At 29.4% G+C, this 17,637-nt stretch carries 17 protein-coding genes and 1 other RNA gene; 14 read left to right on the top strand and 4 right to left on the bottom strand.

From position 1 onward, the window contains the following. Positions 1 to 3: 3 nt before the first annotated feature. Entirely contained in the window at positions 4 to 954 is a 951-nt protein-coding gene (locus Tmeso_RS11980; protein ID WP_099191512.1) for a DnaB-like helicase C-terminal domain-containing protein, read from the top strand. A gap of 19 nt (positions 955 to 973) precedes the next feature. Here Tmeso_RS11980 and cotE read toward each other — a convergent pair whose 3' ends face one another. Then, a complete protein-coding gene (gene cotE, locus Tmeso_RS11975; protein WP_099191509.1) occupies positions 974 to 1,540 on the bottom strand; it encodes an outer spore coat protein CotE in 567 nt (188 codons plus the stop codon). A 143-nt stretch (positions 1,541 to 1,683) separates the two neighbouring features. Here cotE and Tmeso_RS11970 point away from each other — a divergent pair, with 143 nt between their 5' ends. The 5 genes from Tmeso_RS11970 to Tmeso_RS11950 all read left to right on the top strand — a co-directional run bounded on the left by Tmeso_RS11970 (position 1,684) and on the right by Tmeso_RS11950 (position 6,260). Further along, positions 1,684 to 2,625: an NAD-dependent epimerase/dehydratase family protein gene (locus Tmeso_RS11970; RefSeq protein ID WP_099191507.1), complete on the top strand. Its 942-nt coding sequence runs from the start codon at positions 1,684 to 1,686 to the stop codon at positions 2,623 to 2,625. An 83-nt stretch (positions 2,626 to 2,708) separates the two neighbouring features. Beyond that, the gene (locus tag Tmeso_RS11965; RefSeq protein ID WP_099191505.1) at positions 2,709 to 2,963 is read left to right on the top strand and encodes a transcription initiation factor IIE; all 255 of its coding nucleotides are present in this window, start codon (positions 2,709 to 2,711) and stop codon (positions 2,961 to 2,963) included. 90 nt (positions 2,964 to 3,053) lie between these two features. After that, positions 3,054 to 4,085: a CotS family spore coat protein gene (locus Tmeso_RS11960; RefSeq protein WP_099191503.1), complete on the top strand. Its 1,032-nt coding sequence runs from the start codon at positions 3,054 to 3,056 to the stop codon at positions 4,083 to 4,085. Positions 4,086 to 4,099: 14 nt separating this feature from the next. Next, complete coding sequence (locus Tmeso_RS11955) at positions 4,100 to 5,092, top strand: CotS family spore coat protein (RefSeq protein ID WP_099191500.1); 993 nt, start codon at positions 4,100 to 4,102, stop codon at positions 5,090 to 5,092. A 13-nt stretch (positions 5,093 to 5,105) separates the two neighbouring features. Continuing rightward, positions 5,106 to 6,260, top strand: coding sequence for a glycosyltransferase family 4 protein (locus Tmeso_RS11950; RefSeq protein ID WP_099191498.1), 1,155 nt, complete (start codon positions 5,106 to 5,108; stop codon positions 6,258 to 6,260). A gap of 17 nt (positions 6,261 to 6,277) precedes the next feature. On the opposite strand, the gene Tmeso_RS11945 is transcribed toward Tmeso_RS11950, so the two are convergent. Continuing rightward, positions 6,278 to 7,585 (bottom strand): UDP-glucose dehydrogenase family protein, encoded by a 1,308-nt coding sequence (locus Tmeso_RS11945; RefSeq protein WP_099191496.1) that lies wholly within the window; start codon positions 7,583 to 7,585, stop codon positions 6,278 to 6,280. A 218-nt stretch (positions 7,586 to 7,803) separates the two neighbouring features. Between Tmeso_RS11945 and Tmeso_RS11940 the strand changes: the two genes are divergently transcribed. Genes Tmeso_RS11940 through Tmeso_RS11925 form a run of 4 tightly spaced genes read left to right on the top strand, consistent with a single transcriptional unit; the run spans position 7,804 to position 12,663 of the window. Further along, positions 7,804 to 9,828 carry a urocanate hydratase gene (locus Tmeso_RS11940; RefSeq protein WP_099191494.1) on the top strand — a complete coding sequence of 675 codons (2,025 nt, stop codon included), beginning with the start codon at positions 7,804 to 7,806 and terminating at the stop codon, positions 9,826 to 9,828. A gap of 15 nt (positions 9,829 to 9,843) precedes the next feature. Continuing rightward, entirely contained in the window at positions 9,844 to 10,740 is an 897-nt protein-coding gene (ftcD, locus tag Tmeso_RS11935) for a glutamate formimidoyltransferase (protein ID WP_099191493.1), read from the top strand. Between the two features lie 8 nt (positions 10,741 to 10,748). Further along, positions 10,749 to 12,005, top strand: a complete 1,257-nt coding sequence (gene hutI, locus Tmeso_RS11930) for an imidazolonepropionase (RefSeq protein ID WP_099191492.1) — start codon at positions 10,749 to 10,751, stop codon at positions 12,003 to 12,005. 16 nt (positions 12,006 to 12,021) lie between these two features. Next, entirely contained in the window at positions 12,022 to 12,663 is a 642-nt protein-coding gene (locus Tmeso_RS11925; RefSeq protein ID WP_099191491.1) for a cyclodeaminase/cyclohydrolase family protein, read from the top strand. A 46-nt stretch (positions 12,664 to 12,709) separates the two neighbouring features. Here Tmeso_RS11925 and Tmeso_RS11920 read toward each other — a convergent pair whose 3' ends face one another. Further along, a complete protein-coding gene (locus tag Tmeso_RS11920) occupies positions 12,710 to 12,949 on the bottom strand; it encodes a hypothetical protein (RefSeq protein WP_099191490.1) in 240 nt (79 codons plus the stop codon). Positions 12,950 to 13,070: 121 nt separating this feature from the next. Between Tmeso_RS11920 and Tmeso_RS11915 the strand changes: the two genes are divergently transcribed. The 4 genes from Tmeso_RS11915 to Tmeso_RS11900 all read left to right on the top strand — a co-directional run bounded on the left by Tmeso_RS11915 (position 13,071) and on the right by Tmeso_RS11900 (position 16,014). Beyond that, positions 13,071 to 13,556: a hypothetical protein gene (locus Tmeso_RS11915; RefSeq protein WP_099191489.1), complete on the top strand. Its 486-nt coding sequence runs from the start codon at positions 13,071 to 13,073 to the stop codon at positions 13,554 to 13,556. Between the two features lie 98 nt (positions 13,557 to 13,654). Next, positions 13,655 to 13,835: non-coding RNA, 6S RNA (gene ssrS, locus Tmeso_RS11910), on the top strand. 145 nt (positions 13,836 to 13,980) lie between these two features. Further along, a complete protein-coding gene (locus Tmeso_RS11905; RefSeq protein ID WP_099191488.1) occupies positions 13,981 to 14,988 on the top strand; it encodes a CgeB family protein in 1,008 nt (335 codons plus the stop codon). A 15-nt stretch (positions 14,989 to 15,003) separates the two neighbouring features. Further along, entirely contained in the window at positions 15,004 to 16,014 is a 1,011-nt protein-coding gene (locus Tmeso_RS11900) for a CgeB family protein (RefSeq protein WP_099191487.1), read from the top strand. A gap of 33 nt (positions 16,015 to 16,047) precedes the next feature. Here the strand turns inward: Tmeso_RS11900 and Tmeso_RS11895 are convergent, their stop codons facing one another. Further along, on the bottom strand, positions 16,048 to 17,517 hold the full coding sequence (locus Tmeso_RS11895) for a sulfotransferase family 2 domain-containing protein (protein ID WP_099191486.1): 1,470 nt from the start codon (positions 17,515 to 17,517) through the stop codon (positions 16,048 to 16,050). Between the last annotated feature and the right edge of the window lie 120 nt (positions 17,518 to 17,637).

Here is a 17,637-nt window from a genome sequence, read left to right as displayed (position 1 = left end):
TATATGGGTAGACGTTTTAAAAATAATTATGAAAATGTAAATTCTTATTTAAATGAGATTTTGAATAATACTAATGAATATAGAGGCAAATTTAAAGTTTCAACAGGAATTGAGAATATAGATAAATTAATAGGTGGGGGAATATCTAATCAACTTTATGTTATAGGTGCTATGCCTAGTTTTGGAAAGACAGACTTTTTAAATCAAATAGGAGACAATATATGTAGGCAAGGACATGAGGTTTTATTTTTTTCATATCAAATGAAGCAAAGAGAACTTACAGATATAAGTTTATGTAGAAAACTATTTTTATTAAATCCTAGAAAATATAAAAAATTAGATTCACTCGATATAAGTTATGATGAAATTGATAGAGAAGCGTTAGAAAAAGTAGTTGATATATATAAAGAAGAAGTTTCTCGAAGAATAGATATTATTGAATGTGATTTTAAATTTTCAATAAATCAGATAAAAGATAGAATAGAAAATCATATAAAAATAAAAAAAGCTAAGCCTATTGTAATAATAGACTATATACAAGCTATTAGGTCTTTAGATACTAAAATTACCGATAAAGAAAAAAATGATTGTAATTTAAGTCAGCTAAAGGATATGGTAAAAAATCTAGGTATAGCTATAATATGTATGTCATCTCAAAGCAGAGATTCATATTTTAAACAGGCAAACTATAATAGCTTTAAGGATATATATGATATAGAGGATATAGCAGATGTAGCTGCATATTTGCAGTTTAAGAATATATCTGAACAGTTTAAAAATGGAACTGATATTGAAAAAATAAGAAAATATCATGAACTTAAGAATCAATATCCTAGAAAAATTGAGTTTGCACTACTTAAAAATAGAAGTGGACTAGAATGTAAAATAGAAAATTTATACTACTATTATAAAAATAATTATTTTTGTAGTGAAAGAATAAAAGAGAGCATGTAATATTACATGCTCTTAATGGTTAGTCATCGTGATCATCATCGTCGTCATCAAAGCAAAAATCTAATTTTCTAGTATTAGGTTCACATTCTTTTTCTTCTAAATAACATAAAACGTTAATACGAGCTTCTCCTGTGATTTCCATTTTAATCTCATACTCTACTTCTACAGAAATAGTAGGGCATCCACTCTTATTTATAATCATTGCACCTAGAGATACTGGTTTTTTAGAAAGTTTACACAGTATTTTTTTGCTGTAGTAATCTACACCTTCAAACACTGGTATAGATACATTTTGCGAGAAATTTTCGAAACTTTTCACTACATTTGTATTGTCGTTTTCTTCATACCAAACATGAACTTCAAATTCTCCAATAACGTTTACTAACATAAAATCATTTGATATATCAACGATTTTAGTCTCTTCAATATGAGCATTTCTAATAGCTGAACCTAAAATTTGAGTAGGTAGTACAATATCATCAATATCCAAGCTTATAGTATTTTGACATAATTGCGTCTTTTTACCGCAAACTGTATTAGTGATAATAGTTGTTACACGTTTATCTTTCTTATACTTATTATCCATAATACCCCCTCCTTCTCTATACTTATATATATTATTCAAGGTGAGATAGAAATGTGATATTAAAATCAATATTTTTTTTAGAACTTAGCTTTAATTAAAATCATATAAGTATACTAAATGCTTAATTTGAGGGGGTTGATATTTTGAAAGCACTTGTAACTGGATGTGCAGGATTTATAGGTTCCACTTTAAGTGAAAGACTATTAGATGAAGGATTTGAGGTTATAGGAATAGATTCTTTTACTGATTATTATTCTAAAGATATAAAAGAATTTAATTTAAAAAACTTGATTTTAAATGATAAATTCACTTTGGTAAGTGAAAATTTAGTAATCTGTGATTTAAAAAAGTATTTAGATGTAGATTATGTATTTCATCAGGCAGGTCAACCTGGAGTAAGAGGAAGTTGGGGATATGATTTTGAAGAGTATATATATAATAACATATCTGCAACTCAAAAACTTTTAGAGGAATCTAAAGAATTTGATATAAAAAAGATAGTTTATGCTTCATCATCCTCGGTGTATGGAAATATAAATACTGTACCTATGAAGGAAACACAAATAACAAAGCCTTACTCTCCATATGGAGTTACTAAGCTTGCGGCAGAAAATTTATGTGATCTTTATAGCAAAAATTACGGATTACCAGTTATATCTCTTAGATATTTTACAGTTTATGGACCAAGACAAAGACCAGAGATGGCTATTAGCACATTTATAAAAAATATATTAAATGATAAACCAATATGCATATATGGAGATGGTAATCAGGGAAGGGACTTCACATATGTAGATGATATAGTGGATGCCAATATAAAAGCTGCATATTCAGATATTAAATCAGATATATTTAATGTTGGGAGTCAAAGTCCAATAAAGCTTATAGATCTAGTAAAAATAATAGAAAAACTTATAGATAAAAAAGCTAATATAAATTACTTGGATTTTGAAAAAGGAGATGTAAAGGATACTTACTCTGATATAAGCAAGATAAGGAAGTTTTTAGGATATAAATGTGAATTTGATATAGAAAAAGGTATACATGAACAAATAAAATACATCAAAAATTTTTATTTATTATAAGTAACAAAATTTTATATACAGAATATAATATAGAGAAGTTAGGTTACAAACTTTAAATAATCATACGGAGGGGGAATTATAAAGTGAAATATCAAGAAAAATATATAGGAAGCAAACAAGATTTATATGCATTCTTGAAGGAAAATTATTCAAAACTAATGAAAGAAATACTTGAAATAGAAGGCGAAAAAGTAGTACTTCCTGGTGATAAAGAATTAGTATACAAGGTGAAATATGAAAATAATGAAGTAGAAGGATCCTATTCTGTTAAAATAAGTTGGGCAAACCAAGAGGAATTTGAAGAATTTGAAGAAGAGGAAGAAGAAATTGACTTTTAAAAACTAAGTTTAACTTTATAAAAAGGAGGGGGCGAAAGCCCCCATTAATTTTATCTGTTAGAAATTTATGAGATTGAAGGAGGAGAGAATATGCCAGCAAAAGGTGAAGATATAACTCCTGTTTTGAAGGAATATGATATAGCTGTTAAAGGAATAAAATTAGAATCTTATAAAGGTAAGAAAGGTGTTTGGTGGATTAATACTGATAAGGGTTATAAAATACTTAAGAAGCAGTCTTTTTCATATAAAACACTAGATTTTATTATAGATGCAGTTAATCATTTGAATAGTAATGGAGTTTATATACCTAAGATAATAAAGACCAAATCAGGAGATGATTATGTTATAAAGGATGATATTTGCTTTGTATTAAGTGAAGCTATTGATGGCTCTACTCTTGATTATTCAAGTGATGAAAATGTTAAAAGAATAATACACGAGCTTGCAAGATTTCATAAGGCATCTAGAGGATTTAAGCCTAGAGAAGATTATAAGGTTAGAACTCATCTTGGGCTTTGGATAGAGAAGTACGAAAAAGATATGAATAAATTAGAAAAATACTATGATGAGGAACTTAATAAAGAGGAACATTCCGAGTTTGGGAACATTATACTTAAGGAATATACTCATTTTTATGAAAGAATAAAGAGTTCAATAGATGGATTTTATCAGCAATCTTACAGTGATTGGGTGAAAGAAATAGATGAAAATGGAGGTCTTTGCCATCAAGACTTTACAGCTGGCAACTGTATATTGGAGAACTCCGGGAAATTATATATATTAGATACGGATTCTTTGACTATTGATATACCTCTTAGAGATATTAGAAAGATATTAAATAAGATAATGAAGAGAAAAAATGATGGATGGGAATTGGAACTCACAAAGAAAATAGTAAAGTGGTACAATGAGCAAAATCCTCTTGAAGATTATCAATGGAATTTATTAAAACCTACACTAACATTCCCTCATTTATTTGTAGGAATAATGAGTAAATATTATGAAAAAAGAGAAAAGACTTGGACAGAGCAAAAGTATGTTAAGAGATTAAAGGAAATGATATCTATTGAAAAATCAGTAGAACATATTATAAATAATTTTGAAGAGATTATTCCAAGGTAAGGGGAGGAATATATATGTCGATTTTAAATCAACTAGCTAAGGATGTTTTACTAACTTATGGGATGGAAGTAGATGAATTTAAAATAATTCAAAATAGTGGACTTAAGACTATTTGGAAGTTTGACTATAATGGGAAAACAGTATGCCTTAAAAGACTTAGACACAGTAAGGAAAGAGCTTTATTCTCAGTTAATGCACAAGTATATATACGAAATAAAGGGGGACATGTTCCGAGTATATATTTAAACAATGATGGAGAGCCTTTGACTGAATATAACGAACAGTTATTTGTAGTATATGAATGGATAGAGTCAAAAGATCTGAACTTTGGAAAGGCTGAAGATTTTAGAATTGCAATGCAGGCTCTTGCTAAGTTTCATATTGATTCTATAGGTTATATACCTCCTGAAGAAGCTAAAGTATCATCAAAAATAGGAGAGTGGAAAAATCAGTATGAATCTATGAAAAAGAGAATGCTAAAATGGAAGGATGAGGCTTCTAATAATTTAAATAATGCATCTCATAAAGCATATTTTGACAATATAGATTCTATAATAGAGCTTGCTGATATTAGTATAGATATGATTGAAAAATCATCTTATTTTAATATTTGCGACAATGAGCTTCATAAATTTAATTTATGTCATCAGGATTATGGGGTTGGGAATGTTATTTATTCAAATAATGGTCCTTATGTGATAGATCTTGATGGAGTAACTTATGATTTAGTTATAAGAGACCTTAGAAAAATAATAGGTAAGAAGATGCAAAAGGGAGGAGTATGGAAAGAAAATATAATAAAGACAACTTTATCATATTATGAAGAGTACAACAAGCTATCTCCTGAAATGTTAGAATTATTAAAGATAGATTTATTATATCCTCATTGGTTTTTCGGGGATGTCAAGAACTTGTATAAGAAAAATAAGAATGTTGGTGCTAATAAGATAGAATCAATAGCTAAATTAGAGCTTAGCAAGGTGAGTTTATTAAAAGATTTTTTCTAGGAAGGAGATATTTATGAAAATTGCATTTGTGTGTACGGAAAAACTACCAGTACCACCTATACTCAGTGGAGCTATTCAAATATATATAACTAATTTACTTCCTATTCTATCCAAGCATCATGATATAACTGTATTTAGCGTAAGTAATACTAATTTACCAGATAGAGAAGAAATTGATAACATAACTCATATAAGAGTTCATGGAAGAACAAAAGCGGAGTATGTAAACAATGTAAAAGAAAATCTTACCGATGAATTTGATCTTGTACATGTGTTTAATAGACCTAAGTGGGTGCGTGTTCTTAGCAATGATTTACCTAAGACACCTTTTAGTTTAAGCCTTCATAATGAAATGTTTTTACCTAAAAAAATAGATTCTAAAAGAGCCAAGGAGTGCATAGATAGAGTGGAGTTTATATGTACTGTAAGTGAATTTATAGCTAATGGAGTTGAAAGTTTATATCCAAATGCTAAGGGAAAGATGAACCCTGTCTATTCGGCAGTTGATTTAGATCTTATAAAGCCGTTTTGGAGTGAAGATGTTTTAAAAGATAGAATGGATATGAGAAAAAAATATGGAGTAAAGTACCAATCAAAGGTTATTATATATGTTGGAAGATTATCTAAGAAAAAGGGCCCTCATATTTTAATCAATGCTATGAAAAATGTACTAAAAGATTATCCAGATACTAAACTTATATTTGTTGGAAGTAAGTGGTATGGGAATAATGCTACTGATGACTATGTAAAAAAACTTCAGATTGAGGCTCAAGAACTTGAGGATAATATAGCATTTACAGGATTTTTAACTCCTGATGAAATACCTAAATATTACAATATGGGGGATTTATTCGTTTGTACATCTCAATGGCAAGAACCTCTTGCGAGAGTACACTATGAAGCTATGGCAAGTGCACTTCCTATAATAACTACTAACAGAGGTGGAAATGCAGAAGTAATAGATCAAGGTGTTAATGGATTTGCAATTGATGATTATACAAATCCAGATGAATTTAGCAAGTATATAAAATATTTAATAGAAAATGAAGAAAAGTCTATTGAGATGGGTAGAGCTGGAAGAGAGTTTGTTGAAAAGAATCATAATTGGGATGTAATTGCTAATAGATTATTGAAACTATTCGATTATGTGCAAAAAAAATATAAATAAAAAAAGGCTGTTGATAATCAACAGCCTTTTGTATGTCCTTTTCCTATTGAGTAATACGTTATATTTCTTTTTTTAGCTTCATCTAAGCTTAACATATTTCTTCCATCTATTATAAAAGCTTCCTTCATATTATCTTTAACAAAGTCTAAATCTATACCTTTAAATTCTTCCCAATCTGTACATATAATAATACATTCTGATTCTAATAAAGAATCTTTAATATTATCAAAATAATTTATATTTGGATATATCTCTTTTATTTCATCTGATACCATAGGGTCGTATGCATTTATTGAGGCACCTTTTTTTAAAAGTTCTTCTATTATATATAAAGATGGAGATTCTCTTATATCATCTGTTCCGCTTTTGAATGTAAGTCCTAAGAGAGTTATAGTCTTATCTTTTATATCATCGTATTCTTCAAGTAATATATCAACTGGAATAATTCTTTGTTTATTGTTTACGCTAACTGCACTTTTAACTATTTCAAATGGACAGTCATATTTTTCTCCTATTGAAATAAGTCCAATAGTATCCTTTGGAAAACATGATCCACCATAGCCTATTCCTGGTTTTAGAAATTCTGGAGATATTCTTTTATCAAGACCTAGTGCTAGAGCTACTGTATCTACATCAGCACCTACCTTGTTACATAAATTAGCAATCTCATTTATAAATGAGATTTTAGTAGATAAAAAGGCATTTGAGGTATACTTTATAAGCTCAGCAGTTTCTGGATTTGTAAATATAATTGGTATATTGAATGGTTTATATAATAAGTTCATTATATTTTTAGATTTTTGAGATTCATATCCTATTACTATTTTATCTCCATAAAAGAAATCATACAAAGCCTTTCCTTCTCTTAAAAACTCAGGATTAGATATTACATCAAAATTATCACGAGGTACACCATTTTTAGTTAATAAATTTTTCACATAATTTTGACTACCAACAGGAACTGTACTTTTATTTACTATTACTTTATATCTATTTATATATTTAGATATTTCATTTATACATTCATATACTTGACTCATATCCACTTCTCCGTTGTCAAGAGATGGAGTTCCCACAGCTATGAATATAATGTCAGATTTTTTAACGCTGTCACCTAATTCATTTGTAAAGCTTATAGCTTTATTTTCTAGGCAATCAATTAGTAAATCATCTAAACCTTCTTCATATATAGTTGGGATTGCATTATTTAAACTATCAACCTTTTCTATATTTTTTTCAACACAGATTACATTGTTTCCCATTTTAGCAAATGAAACAGAGGTTATGAGACCTACGTAACCAGCACCTATTACACAAATATTCATTTAAATCACCTTCTTGGTCGAATTTAGTTTTTGACTATTACAATAATATTATATGGAAAAATATAGTTCATGTGATAAATTAGACGTTTTATAGACGATAAATTCATATAATTTAGTTTGAAGATATTTATAATGAACTTATTGGAGACATGAGATATGCTATAACATAAAGCGAATTTTTAGATTAAAGTATAAAAAATTATAAGGGGGAGTTTTTTATGATATCTAATATTGATATTTTTAATGGGATGACGATAAAGCTTGATGACGTACTTTATGAAGTGCCTGAATTTATGCCTAATATAAGAAGGGCGCCGAAGAGAGAATTTACTTTAAACAAAGCAGAAACTGAGCTTGCTTTAAAAAATGCTCTTCGTTATATACCGGAAAATTTACATGAAAAATTAGCTCCTGAATTTTTAGACGAGCTTTTAACTAGGGGAAGAATATATGGGTATAGATTTAGACCAAATGGGAATATAAAGGCTAAATCTATAGACGAATATAAAGGAAAGTGTATTGAAGGTAAAGCCTTTCAGGTAATGATAGATAATAATTTAGATTTTGATATAGCTTTATATCCTTATGAACTTGTTACTTATGGAGAAACAGGACAAGTTTGTCAAAACTGGATGCAGTATAAACTTATAATGAAATATCTTGAAGAACTTACGGTTGATCAAACTCTTGTTATTCAATCTGGACACCCTGTAGGTCTTTTTAGATCAAATCCTAAAGCTCCAAGAGTTATAATTACTAATGCTCTTATGATTGGTATGTTTGATGACCAGCAAAATTGGCACAGAGCAATGGCATTAGGTGTTGCTAACTATGGACAAATGACAGCAGGAGGATGGATGTATATTGGACCTCAAGGTATAGTACATGGAACTTATTCTACTTTATTAAATGCTGGAAGATTAATATTAGGACTTGATGAAAAAAGTGATTTAAGAGGAAAATTATTCGTAACATCGGGTCTTGGAGGAATGAGTGGAGCACAAGGGAAGGCTGTTGAAATTGCTAATGGAGTAGGTATTATAGCTGAGGTTGATTATTCAAGAATTGAAACTAGATATGAACAAGGCTGGGTAAGCAAGGTTGTTAAAACAGCTAAAGATGCTTTCGATGTTGCTAAAGAATATATGGATAAAAAAGAAAAATGTGCAATTGCATATCATGGAAATATAGTAGATCTTTTAGAGTATGCTGTTGATAATGATGTTAAAATAGATTTACTCTCAGACCAAACATCATGCCATGCTGTATATGATGGAGGATATTGTCCTCAAGGTCTTACATTTGAAGAAAGAACTGAACTATTAGATAAAGACAAGGGTAAATTTATAGAACTTGTAGATTCAACTTTAAAACATCATTTTGAACTTATTAAAAAGCTGCACGAAAATGGAACATATTTCTTTGATTATGGAAATAGCTTTATGAAGGCAGTGTATGATGCGGGAGCTGTTGAAATATCTAAAAATGGAGTAGATGAAAAAGATGGATTCATATTCCCTTCATATGTAGAAGACATATTAGGACCTCAATTATTTGACTTTGGATATGGACCATTTAGATGGGTTTGCTTAAGTGGTAAAGAAGAAGATTTATTAAAAACTGACAAGGCTGCTATGGATTGTATAGATCCAGATAGAAGATATCAAGATAGAGACAACTATATATGGATAAAAGATGCACATGATAATAAGTTAGTAGTTGGAACACAGGCAAGAATATTATATCAAGATGCTATGGGAAGAACTAAAATAGCGCTTAAGTTCAATGAAATGGTCAGAAATGGTGAAATAGGACCTGTAATGCTTGGAAGAGATCATCACGATGTATCTGGAACAGATTCTCCATTTAGAGAGACTTCAAATATAAAAGATGGAAGTAATATAATGGCTGATATGGCAACTCATTGTTTTGCAGGAAATGCTGCAAGGGGTATGAGCCTTATAGCACTGCATAATGGTGGTGGAGTTGGTATTGGGAAATCTATAAATGGTGGATTTGGAATGGTACTTGATGGAAGTAAGAGAGTAGATGATATATTAAATGCTGCTATGCCATGGGATGTTATGGGTGGGGTAGCAAGAAGATCATGGGCAAGAAATCAAAATTCTATAACTACAAGTATTGAATACAACCAAAACAATAAGGGTACAGATCATATAACACTACCTTATATAGCTAGTGACGAACTTGTAAGAAGTTTAGTTGATAAAGAATTTAAATAATAGGAGGAATAAATTATGGCTAAAATAGTTCAATGTGTTCCAAACTTCAGTGAAGGTAGAGATTTAGATAAAATAGAGAAAATTGTAAATCCTCTTAGAGGAAAAAAAGGTGTTAAGCTTTTAAATTATGAAGCTGATAAAGATTATAATAGAGTAGTTGTTACTGTAATAGGAGAGCCTGAGGCTGTAAAAAATGCAGTTGTAGAGGCTATCGGTGTAGCAGCTGAAGTAATAGATATGACTAAGCATGAAGGACAACATTCTAGAATGGGAGCAAGTGATGTAGTTCCATTTATTCCAATTAAGGAAATGAGCATGGATGAAGCAGTTGAACTTGCAAACTCTTGTGCAAAGGATGTTTGGGAAAAACATCAAATACCAGTGTTTTTATATGAAAAAGCCGCTACAAAGCCTGATAGAGAAAATCTTGCAACAGTTAGGAAAGGTCAATTTGAAGGAATGAGTGAAAAATTACAAGATCCTAATTGGCATCCAGATTTTGGACAAAATAAGATACATCCAACTGCGGGAGTTACTGGTGTTGGAGCGAGAATGCCACTTATAGCTTACAATATAAATCTTGATACTACAGATATAGAAATAGCTAATAAGATAGCAAGATGTATAAGACATTCAAATGGAGGATTTAGATTCTGTAAGGCTGGTCCTGTTGAGATACCTGAGAGAAACATAGTTCAGGTTACTATGAATTTAACAGATTACACTAAAACTAGTATGTATAGAGTGTTTGAAACAGTTAGAATGGAAGCTAAAAGATATGGTGTAAATGTTATGGGAAGCGAAATTGTAGGTTTAGTTCCTATGGAGGCATTAGCTGATACTGCAGCTTATTATCTAGGACTTGAGAACTTTGGAATGGATAAGATATTAGAAACTGGACTTATGGAGTAGGTGATATTATGAGAGCAGATTTGATTATAAAAAACATAAGACAATTGGCTACTATGAGAGGGGCTAATAGACCACGTATAAAAGAAGAAATGAATAATATTGAAATACTTGAAAATGCATATATAGCTATAACTGATGGGAAAATATCGTATATAGGACAAGGGCATATAATGGAGGGGTTAATAGGAGATAGCACTGATATACATGATGCTAAGGGGCTTACTGTAACTCCGGGCCTTATAGATCCTCACACTCACTTGGTTCATGGAGGGTCACGTGAAAATGAATTTAGCTTAAAAATAAGTGGTGTACCATATATAGATATATTAAAACAGGGTGGAGGAATACTTAGTACAGTTAAATCTACAAAAAAAGCTTCATTAGATCAGCTCTATGATAAAGCTAAGAAGAGTCTTGATATAATGCTTGGATACGGAGTAACTACTGTAGAATCAAAGAGTGGATACGGTTTAGAACTAGATACAGAAAAAAAACAGCTTAAAGTAAATAAAAAATTAAATGAGAGTCATCCTGTAGACATAGTATCTACCTTTTTAGGAGCTCATGCAGTACCTAAGGAGTATAAAGAAAATCCAGATGAATTTGTAGATATAATAATAGATATGCTTCCGAATGTAAAAGATTTAGCTCAGTTTTGTGATGTATTCTGTGAAGAAGGAGTTTTCTCGGTAGATCAAACTAGAAAGATATTAAATAAAGCTAAAGAATATGGATATAAAGTTAAGATTCACGCAGATGAAATAGTATCAATAGGAGGAGCAGAACTTGCAGCTGAGATAGGAGCTATATCTGCAGATCATCTAATGGCAGCTAGTGAAGATGGCATGAAATTAATGGCTAAAAATAATGTCATAGCAAATATTCTTCCTGGAACATCATTTAGTTTAATGAAAAATTATGCAGATGCTAGAAAGATGATAGAGTATGGAGTTCCGGTTGCTTTATCTACTGATTATAATCCAGGAAGTTGTCCAACTGAAAATATACAACTTATAATGCAATTAGGATCATTAGCACTTAAAATGACTCCAAATGAAGTATTAACTGCTGTGACTATAAATGCGGCTTGTGCAGTTGATAAAGCGGATGAGGTTGGATCAATAGAGGTTGGTAAAAAGGCAGATTTAGTTATATTTGATGCTCCTAATGTAGATTATATAATGTATCATTTTGGAATCAACCATACTCATAGTGTTTATAAAGAAGGAAAATTAGTTGTAGACAATAAAAAGATTGTATATTAATAAAGGGGTGAATAGAGTGAAACTTATAGATATGAAAGTTGTTGATTTTACTAATGAAGTTGATTCATCATCTCCAGCTCCTGGTGGAGGATCTGTTGCAGCCCTTGCTTCTAATATAGGAATAAGTCTTGGAAGAATGATGGGAAACTTAAGCTTTGGAAAGAAAAAATTTGAGGCTTTAGATGATAATATAAAAGAAGAGTTTAAAGAAAAATTTAAAAAACTAGGATTAATAAGGGATAATCTTTTAGAACTTGTAGATAGGGATACAGAGTCTTTTAATGAAGTTATGAAAGCATTTAAACTGCCAAAGGAAACAGATGAGGAAAAAAGTATAAGAAAAAAAGCTATACAAGATGCTACTATACAGTCTATAGATGTTCCGTTTGAAACTGCTAAGAACTCACTAGATGCACTTGAACTTATGGAGTATTTTGTTGATTATGGAAATCAAAATGCTATAACTGATTTAGGTGTAGGGAACCTTCTTTTATATACAGGTCTTGAAGGTGCAATACTAAATGTGAAGGTTAATCTATGTGGGCTTGATGATGGTGAATTTGTACAAAAGAAAAGATCAGAGTGTGAAGATATGATAAAAAAAGGATGTAAAATAAAGGACTGTGTATTAAGAAGAATACATGAAAAACTAGTTTAATAAGTTATATGATTAAATAAGCAAATAAAGAGCCCATATGGGCTCTTTATTTGTTTAATTCTTTGGTTATTTTATCCAATTTTTCTTGTTGCTTTTTATTCAATAAAGGTTTTAATTTCTTTAAAATATTATCTTTATTATCTATTTTTTTTGAAATTTTCTTTAATTCTTCCATAAGTTCATCTTCGCTTTTTCCTTCATAATCCTTTTTAACCTTATCTTTCATTTTTTTTATTTTTTCTTTATCTAGGTTAGCCTCTTTAAGTTTTTTTTCATCTATTTTCATATTAAATACCCCCTTTATAAATACTATATGCAAATTGGACAGAAATAAGTAACACATTTTAACTAAAATACATAGGATATAAAGTGAAGAGTACTATTTGTTTGTAGAGGAGGGAATTATATTGAATAATAAGATGATAATAGCTATGGCTGTACTTGCGCTTAATGGAGACAAACTTTTAAATAGTGAAAAAGATATTTTTGAGAGTTTTAGAGGAGGAGAATTAAATGAAAAAGGTTTGGAACGAGGAATAGAGATGTTAATGAGAAGCAAAAAATACATGAAATCGGATGAAAAGCTAATAATAAACAAGGCTGAGAGTATGTTAGATTTAATAAGAGGTATAAAAAAATTAAGTTCAGTAAACGAAGCTAGAGGAATAGAAGAACCTGATTTTTTTAGAAGCATGGATAATAAAGATAGAAGAAATATGATGATAAAAGAAATTATAGAAGTTTTTCCAGAAAATAAAAAAGAAAGTATAACAAAAATTATGGATATGAAAAAAAAGATGGAGTTGTTAAAAGATCTTATGCAGTCTGAAGCATTGGGAGATATGAAGAATATGAATTTCCTACAAAACTTGATAAGTTCAGATGAAGAGTAAACAAAAAATATAAAAAAAATCAGAATTTGGAAAGCAAAAATACTTTTAAAAATATATAGATTGGTATATAATAATATCAAGAACAAGATATTGTTTGATAACTTCTGAGGCGTACGTGATGGCTTAGTAAATTCAACCTACATGAAGTATACGGGAGTTCGTGTTTGACTGAGGATAACAAGCCTTGCTAGAAGAGGAAGTTAGATACAGGCGACAGGACACCCACCTGGGTGAAGCTCGGGTGTGAATTTAATAAGCGAACGGCGCAATGGATTAAAGAGGCTCATTTATGAGCCTCTTTTTTAGTGCACAAAATCGAAAAGTTAAATATGTGTAAAAGTATAAACTTATTTTCCTCACAGTAATTTCATTTTTCTCATAATATGTTAAATAAGATAGTAAAGTTATAACTAGGAGGGAAATTATGAAAATTCTAACATTTTGCAGTTATTCTGTTTACAGCATGTTTTATAGAGCTTTATCAGATATTGGAAATTATGTAGTGATACAAGATTTAAATAATGTTGATTATAAAAATAGACCTAACCATATGTTAAATTGTATAGATAAAATAAAGCCAGATGTTATATTTTCAATAGGAAGACCGGAGACTGTGCATGGGATACCTATTGAATTTTTACAGAATATCTGTAGGGAAAAAGGTATTTTAAATGTATACTGGGCTACTGAGGATAGAACTTATCACCAAAAATATAGTATGGAAATAGCTAAGTATTTCGATTATATATTCACTCCAGCAATAGAATGTGTACAAAATTATAAAAATATTGGGAAGGAGTCATCTTTATTAATGTATGGATGTCTGCCTAGTATACATAGAAAGTGTAATAGTGTACCTAATTTATTGAGCGACATAACTATAGCGGCTACTTATTATCCTGGGATGAATTGTAACTATGTAAAAAATGTTATAAGCAAACAAGAAAATGATAATGAAATCAATCAAAGAAAATTTAGTTTTGAAAATATAGTATATCCATTAATAGAAGCAGGATATAAAATATCATGTTGGGGAAATGGATGGAAAAATATGGTTCCTAGAGAATCTGTTAAAGGGGATTATCCGTATGAAAATATTTCAACATTATATAGTTCATCAAAGATAGTCTTAGGACTTGAATGGGATAATATATCAAGTACTAAGACTACAGGAAGACCTTTTGAAGTACTTGGAAGTAATGCCTTTTATTTAAGTCTTAGAACGAAGGCATTGTCTAATTTATTTGTAGATAGAACTCATTTAGCACTTTCAAGTTCTTCAAATGAAACATTAGATATAGTTAAGTATTATTTAAACAATGATAAAGATAGAATTTATGTTGCAAATGAAGGACAAAAAGAAGTGTATGCAAACCATACTTATTTTCATAGAGCTGGGGAATTTATGAATGCATTAAAGGAATATGTATAAAAAGGAGGAGATATAGTGAGAATTTTAACATTCTGTGATTATCCTGTTTATATGAGTTTTTATAGAGCATTGTCTGATGTTGGCAATTATGTTAGCGTTTGTGATTTGAACAATATAAAGCCTGATGGTAGATATAAAGTTATGATAGATATGATAGATAAGGTTAAACCAGATGTAATTTTTACTGTTGGAAGGCCAGAAATTATAAATGGTCTTAATGTAGAGGATTTAAGAGATATATGTAATCTAAAGGGAATATTTAACGTATATTGGGCTACTGAGGATAGAACTTATCATCAAAAGTACAGTATGAAAATGGCTAAAAATTTCGACTTTATATTTACGCCAGCTATAGAATGCATACAAAATTACAATAGAATAGGAAAGGGAGCAGCATTGCTTAGGTATGGGTGTTATCCTATGATTCATAGAAACTGTGGAGTTGATAAAAAGCTTATAAGTGATATATCAATTGCGGCAAGTTATCATGATGGAGTTGTTAATGATGAATATACTAAGAAAAATGTTTTGGGGAAACAAAATGATGGAGAGGAAATGCTTAGAAGAAAAAGTATAGATACTATAGTACTTCCACTTATAAAAAGCGGATACAATATATCTATTTGGGGAAGTGGATGGGAGGGAATAGTTCCTTCTAAGTATATAAAAGGCTATCTGCCATATGAGCAGATACCTTTGCTTTATAGTTCATCAAAGATAGTGCTAGGACTTGAATGGGATAATATATCAAGTACTAAAACGACAGGAAGACCTTTTGAGGTTTTGGGATGTTCAAGTTTCTTTTTGACTTTTAGAACAAAATCTCTTTTGAATTTATTTGAAGATAGACAACATCTGGCTTTGAGTGAATCAGCAAAAGAAACATTAGATATTGTTAAATACTATTTAAACAACGATAAAGAGAGAAATCATATAGCTAATGAGGGTCAAAGGGAAGTTTATTCAAAGCATACTTATTATAATAGGGCTGAGGAATTTATGAATAGTATATACAAATACTTATAAAATACTAAAATCCCCTTTTTCACAAAGGGGATTTTAGTATTTTATAAATTCTTTGAGTATCATATTAATCTTATCTTGATCTTTTATTTCAGGACCCATCAATGCTAGATATCCCTTATTATTAACCCATACATCTCCATCTATTTTAGGCCAAATTTCAGTTTCTAAATTAAAATCAAATGCTACATTGTTTTGATGAGAGTGATTTATATAATTAGGGTCTTTCAATATTTCGTGTGGAAGTTTTATAGCACTTTCAAATCCATCCATTGGATGTCTTTTACCATTCAAATAATCCATAACAGAGTATATTAAGCAGTTAAATGAACTAGAATGATTGAAATAAGGTGCAATTCTTTTTTGAATAGAATCGTATATATAGCCATTCTGACATATCAAAATTTTTGTATTAGGTTTAGGTGTGTAGTCAAACATTTGTTGTATAAAAGACTTATGGTACATATCATCACTTGACATTGTTATTTCATATAAAAATTTATACCCTCTTATAATTTTAAAAACCATATTATTGTATTCGTATGTGGTTACGAAGTGTATATTATTTGGTAATGGTTGATATTTTGAAATAGCTTGTTTTATTAAATCTTCTGTTGAAGGCTCATATCTTATATATGCATTGAAATTTTGGTTAGTTTGATTTTTTAAACTTTTTAATGTGTAATTCATAAATATGTTTATTCTATAATCTATCCATTCTTTGGTCAAACATTCTTTTCTTATACCAAAATTATGATAGGGCATATTCATATCAGTTAAGTTAGATATATTAAATGGTATATTGACTATTATATTTTTATTTTTTTTTGAATATTCACTTGATATTTGTTTTGCAAATTCAAATAAATCTATATCATTTTGATTTTTTCTTTTTATAATATCTATTATACGCTTTGGAATAGTATTATAATTGATAGAATTTTTAGGAGAATAAAAATTATTGTTTGGAACATTCCATCCTAAGTTTGTTTTCAAAATAGATATCATTTCCTGGATTCTATCTTCTGTTCCTACTGCTAAAAAATAATTTTGCAGATTGTACTTGGCTTTTTCTAAGTTATCACTATAATCTTCACATAAATATTTTGTTTGAACATTAGATGTAATTTCATTGAATTTATCATTTAAGACATAATCGTAGAGTGTTATTTTATTTACATCAGAATAATAGGGAGATGTTTTATTAGATTTAATATCATAGTATGAAGAGATAACTCTTTTTATGGGATCTGTTAGCATTGTTATATACATGTAATTTTTATTGTTCAAATATTTATGCATTCCAAAATGATGATGACCTCTTATTACTTCTATTTTATCTATATAATCATGATTTAAATCATATGAAAATGGTATTTCAAAATAGTCGTTAATATATGTTCTATTTATCATAGCGTTTATTATATCGGTTTTAACTGAAGGTATATCTACAAATATTAATGTATAATTTGATGGTTTTCTCTTGTTCAATATAATATATGACATTTGAAACATCCTCTCTTTGTATGAAGCGAATTTTTTTATTTTGTATATAGTATGTATATATTTATTTTAGTGTGATATATGTGAATTTATGAATGTGAACAAATTTAATTAATATAATAT

The sequence above is a fragment of the Tepidibacter mesophilus genome, from assembly GCF_002724055.1.
Lineage (GTDB): Bacteria > Bacillota > Clostridia > Peptostreptococcales > Peptostreptococcaceae > Tepidibacter_A > Tepidibacter_A mesophilus.
Note: the sequence above shows the minus strand (reverse complement) of the source record. Positions and strands in the feature narration are given on the sequence as shown.

Excerpts from the sequence above, each read along its gene's own strand:
- Tmeso_RS11980 (WP_099191512.1), top strand. The coding sequence starts at position 4 with ATGGGTAGACGTTTTAAAAATAATTATGAAAATGTAAATTCTTATTTA.
- cotE (WP_099191509.1), bottom strand. The coding sequence starts at position 1,540 with ATGGATAATAAGTATAAGAAAGATAAACGTGTAACAACTATTATCACT.
- Tmeso_RS11960 (WP_099191503.1), top strand. The coding sequence starts at position 3,054 with ATGCCAGCAAAAGGTGAAGATATAACTCCTGTTTTGAAGGAATATGAT.
- Tmeso_RS11955 (WP_099191500.1), top strand. The coding sequence starts at position 4,100 with ATGTCGATTTTAAATCAACTAGCTAAGGATGTTTTACTAACTTATGGG.
- Tmeso_RS11950 (WP_099191498.1), top strand. The coding sequence starts at position 5,106 with ATGAAAATTGCATTTGTGTGTACGGAAAAACTACCAGTACCACCTATA.
- Tmeso_RS11945 (WP_099191496.1), bottom strand. The coding sequence starts at position 7,585 with ATGAATATTTGTGTAATAGGTGCTGGTTACGTAGGTCTCATAACCTCT.
- Tmeso_RS11940 (WP_099191494.1), top strand. The coding sequence starts at position 7,804 with ATGATATCTAATATTGATATTTTTAATGGGATGACGATAAAGCTTGAT.
- ftcD (WP_099191493.1), top strand. The coding sequence starts at position 9,844 with ATGGCTAAAATAGTTCAATGTGTTCCAAACTTCAGTGAAGGTAGAGAT.
- hutI (WP_099191492.1), top strand. The coding sequence starts at position 10,749 with ATGAGAGCAGATTTGATTATAAAAAACATAAGACAATTGGCTACTATG.
- Tmeso_RS11920 (WP_099191490.1), bottom strand. The coding sequence starts at position 12,949 with ATGAAAATAGATGAAAAAAAACTTAAAGAGGCTAACCTAGATAAAGAA.
- Tmeso_RS11905 (WP_099191488.1), top strand. The coding sequence starts at position 13,981 with ATGAAAATTCTAACATTTTGCAGTTATTCTGTTTACAGCATGTTTTAT.
- Tmeso_RS11895 (WP_099191486.1), bottom strand. The coding sequence starts at position 17,517 with ATGTCATATATTATATTGAACAAGAGAAAACCATCAAATTATACATTA.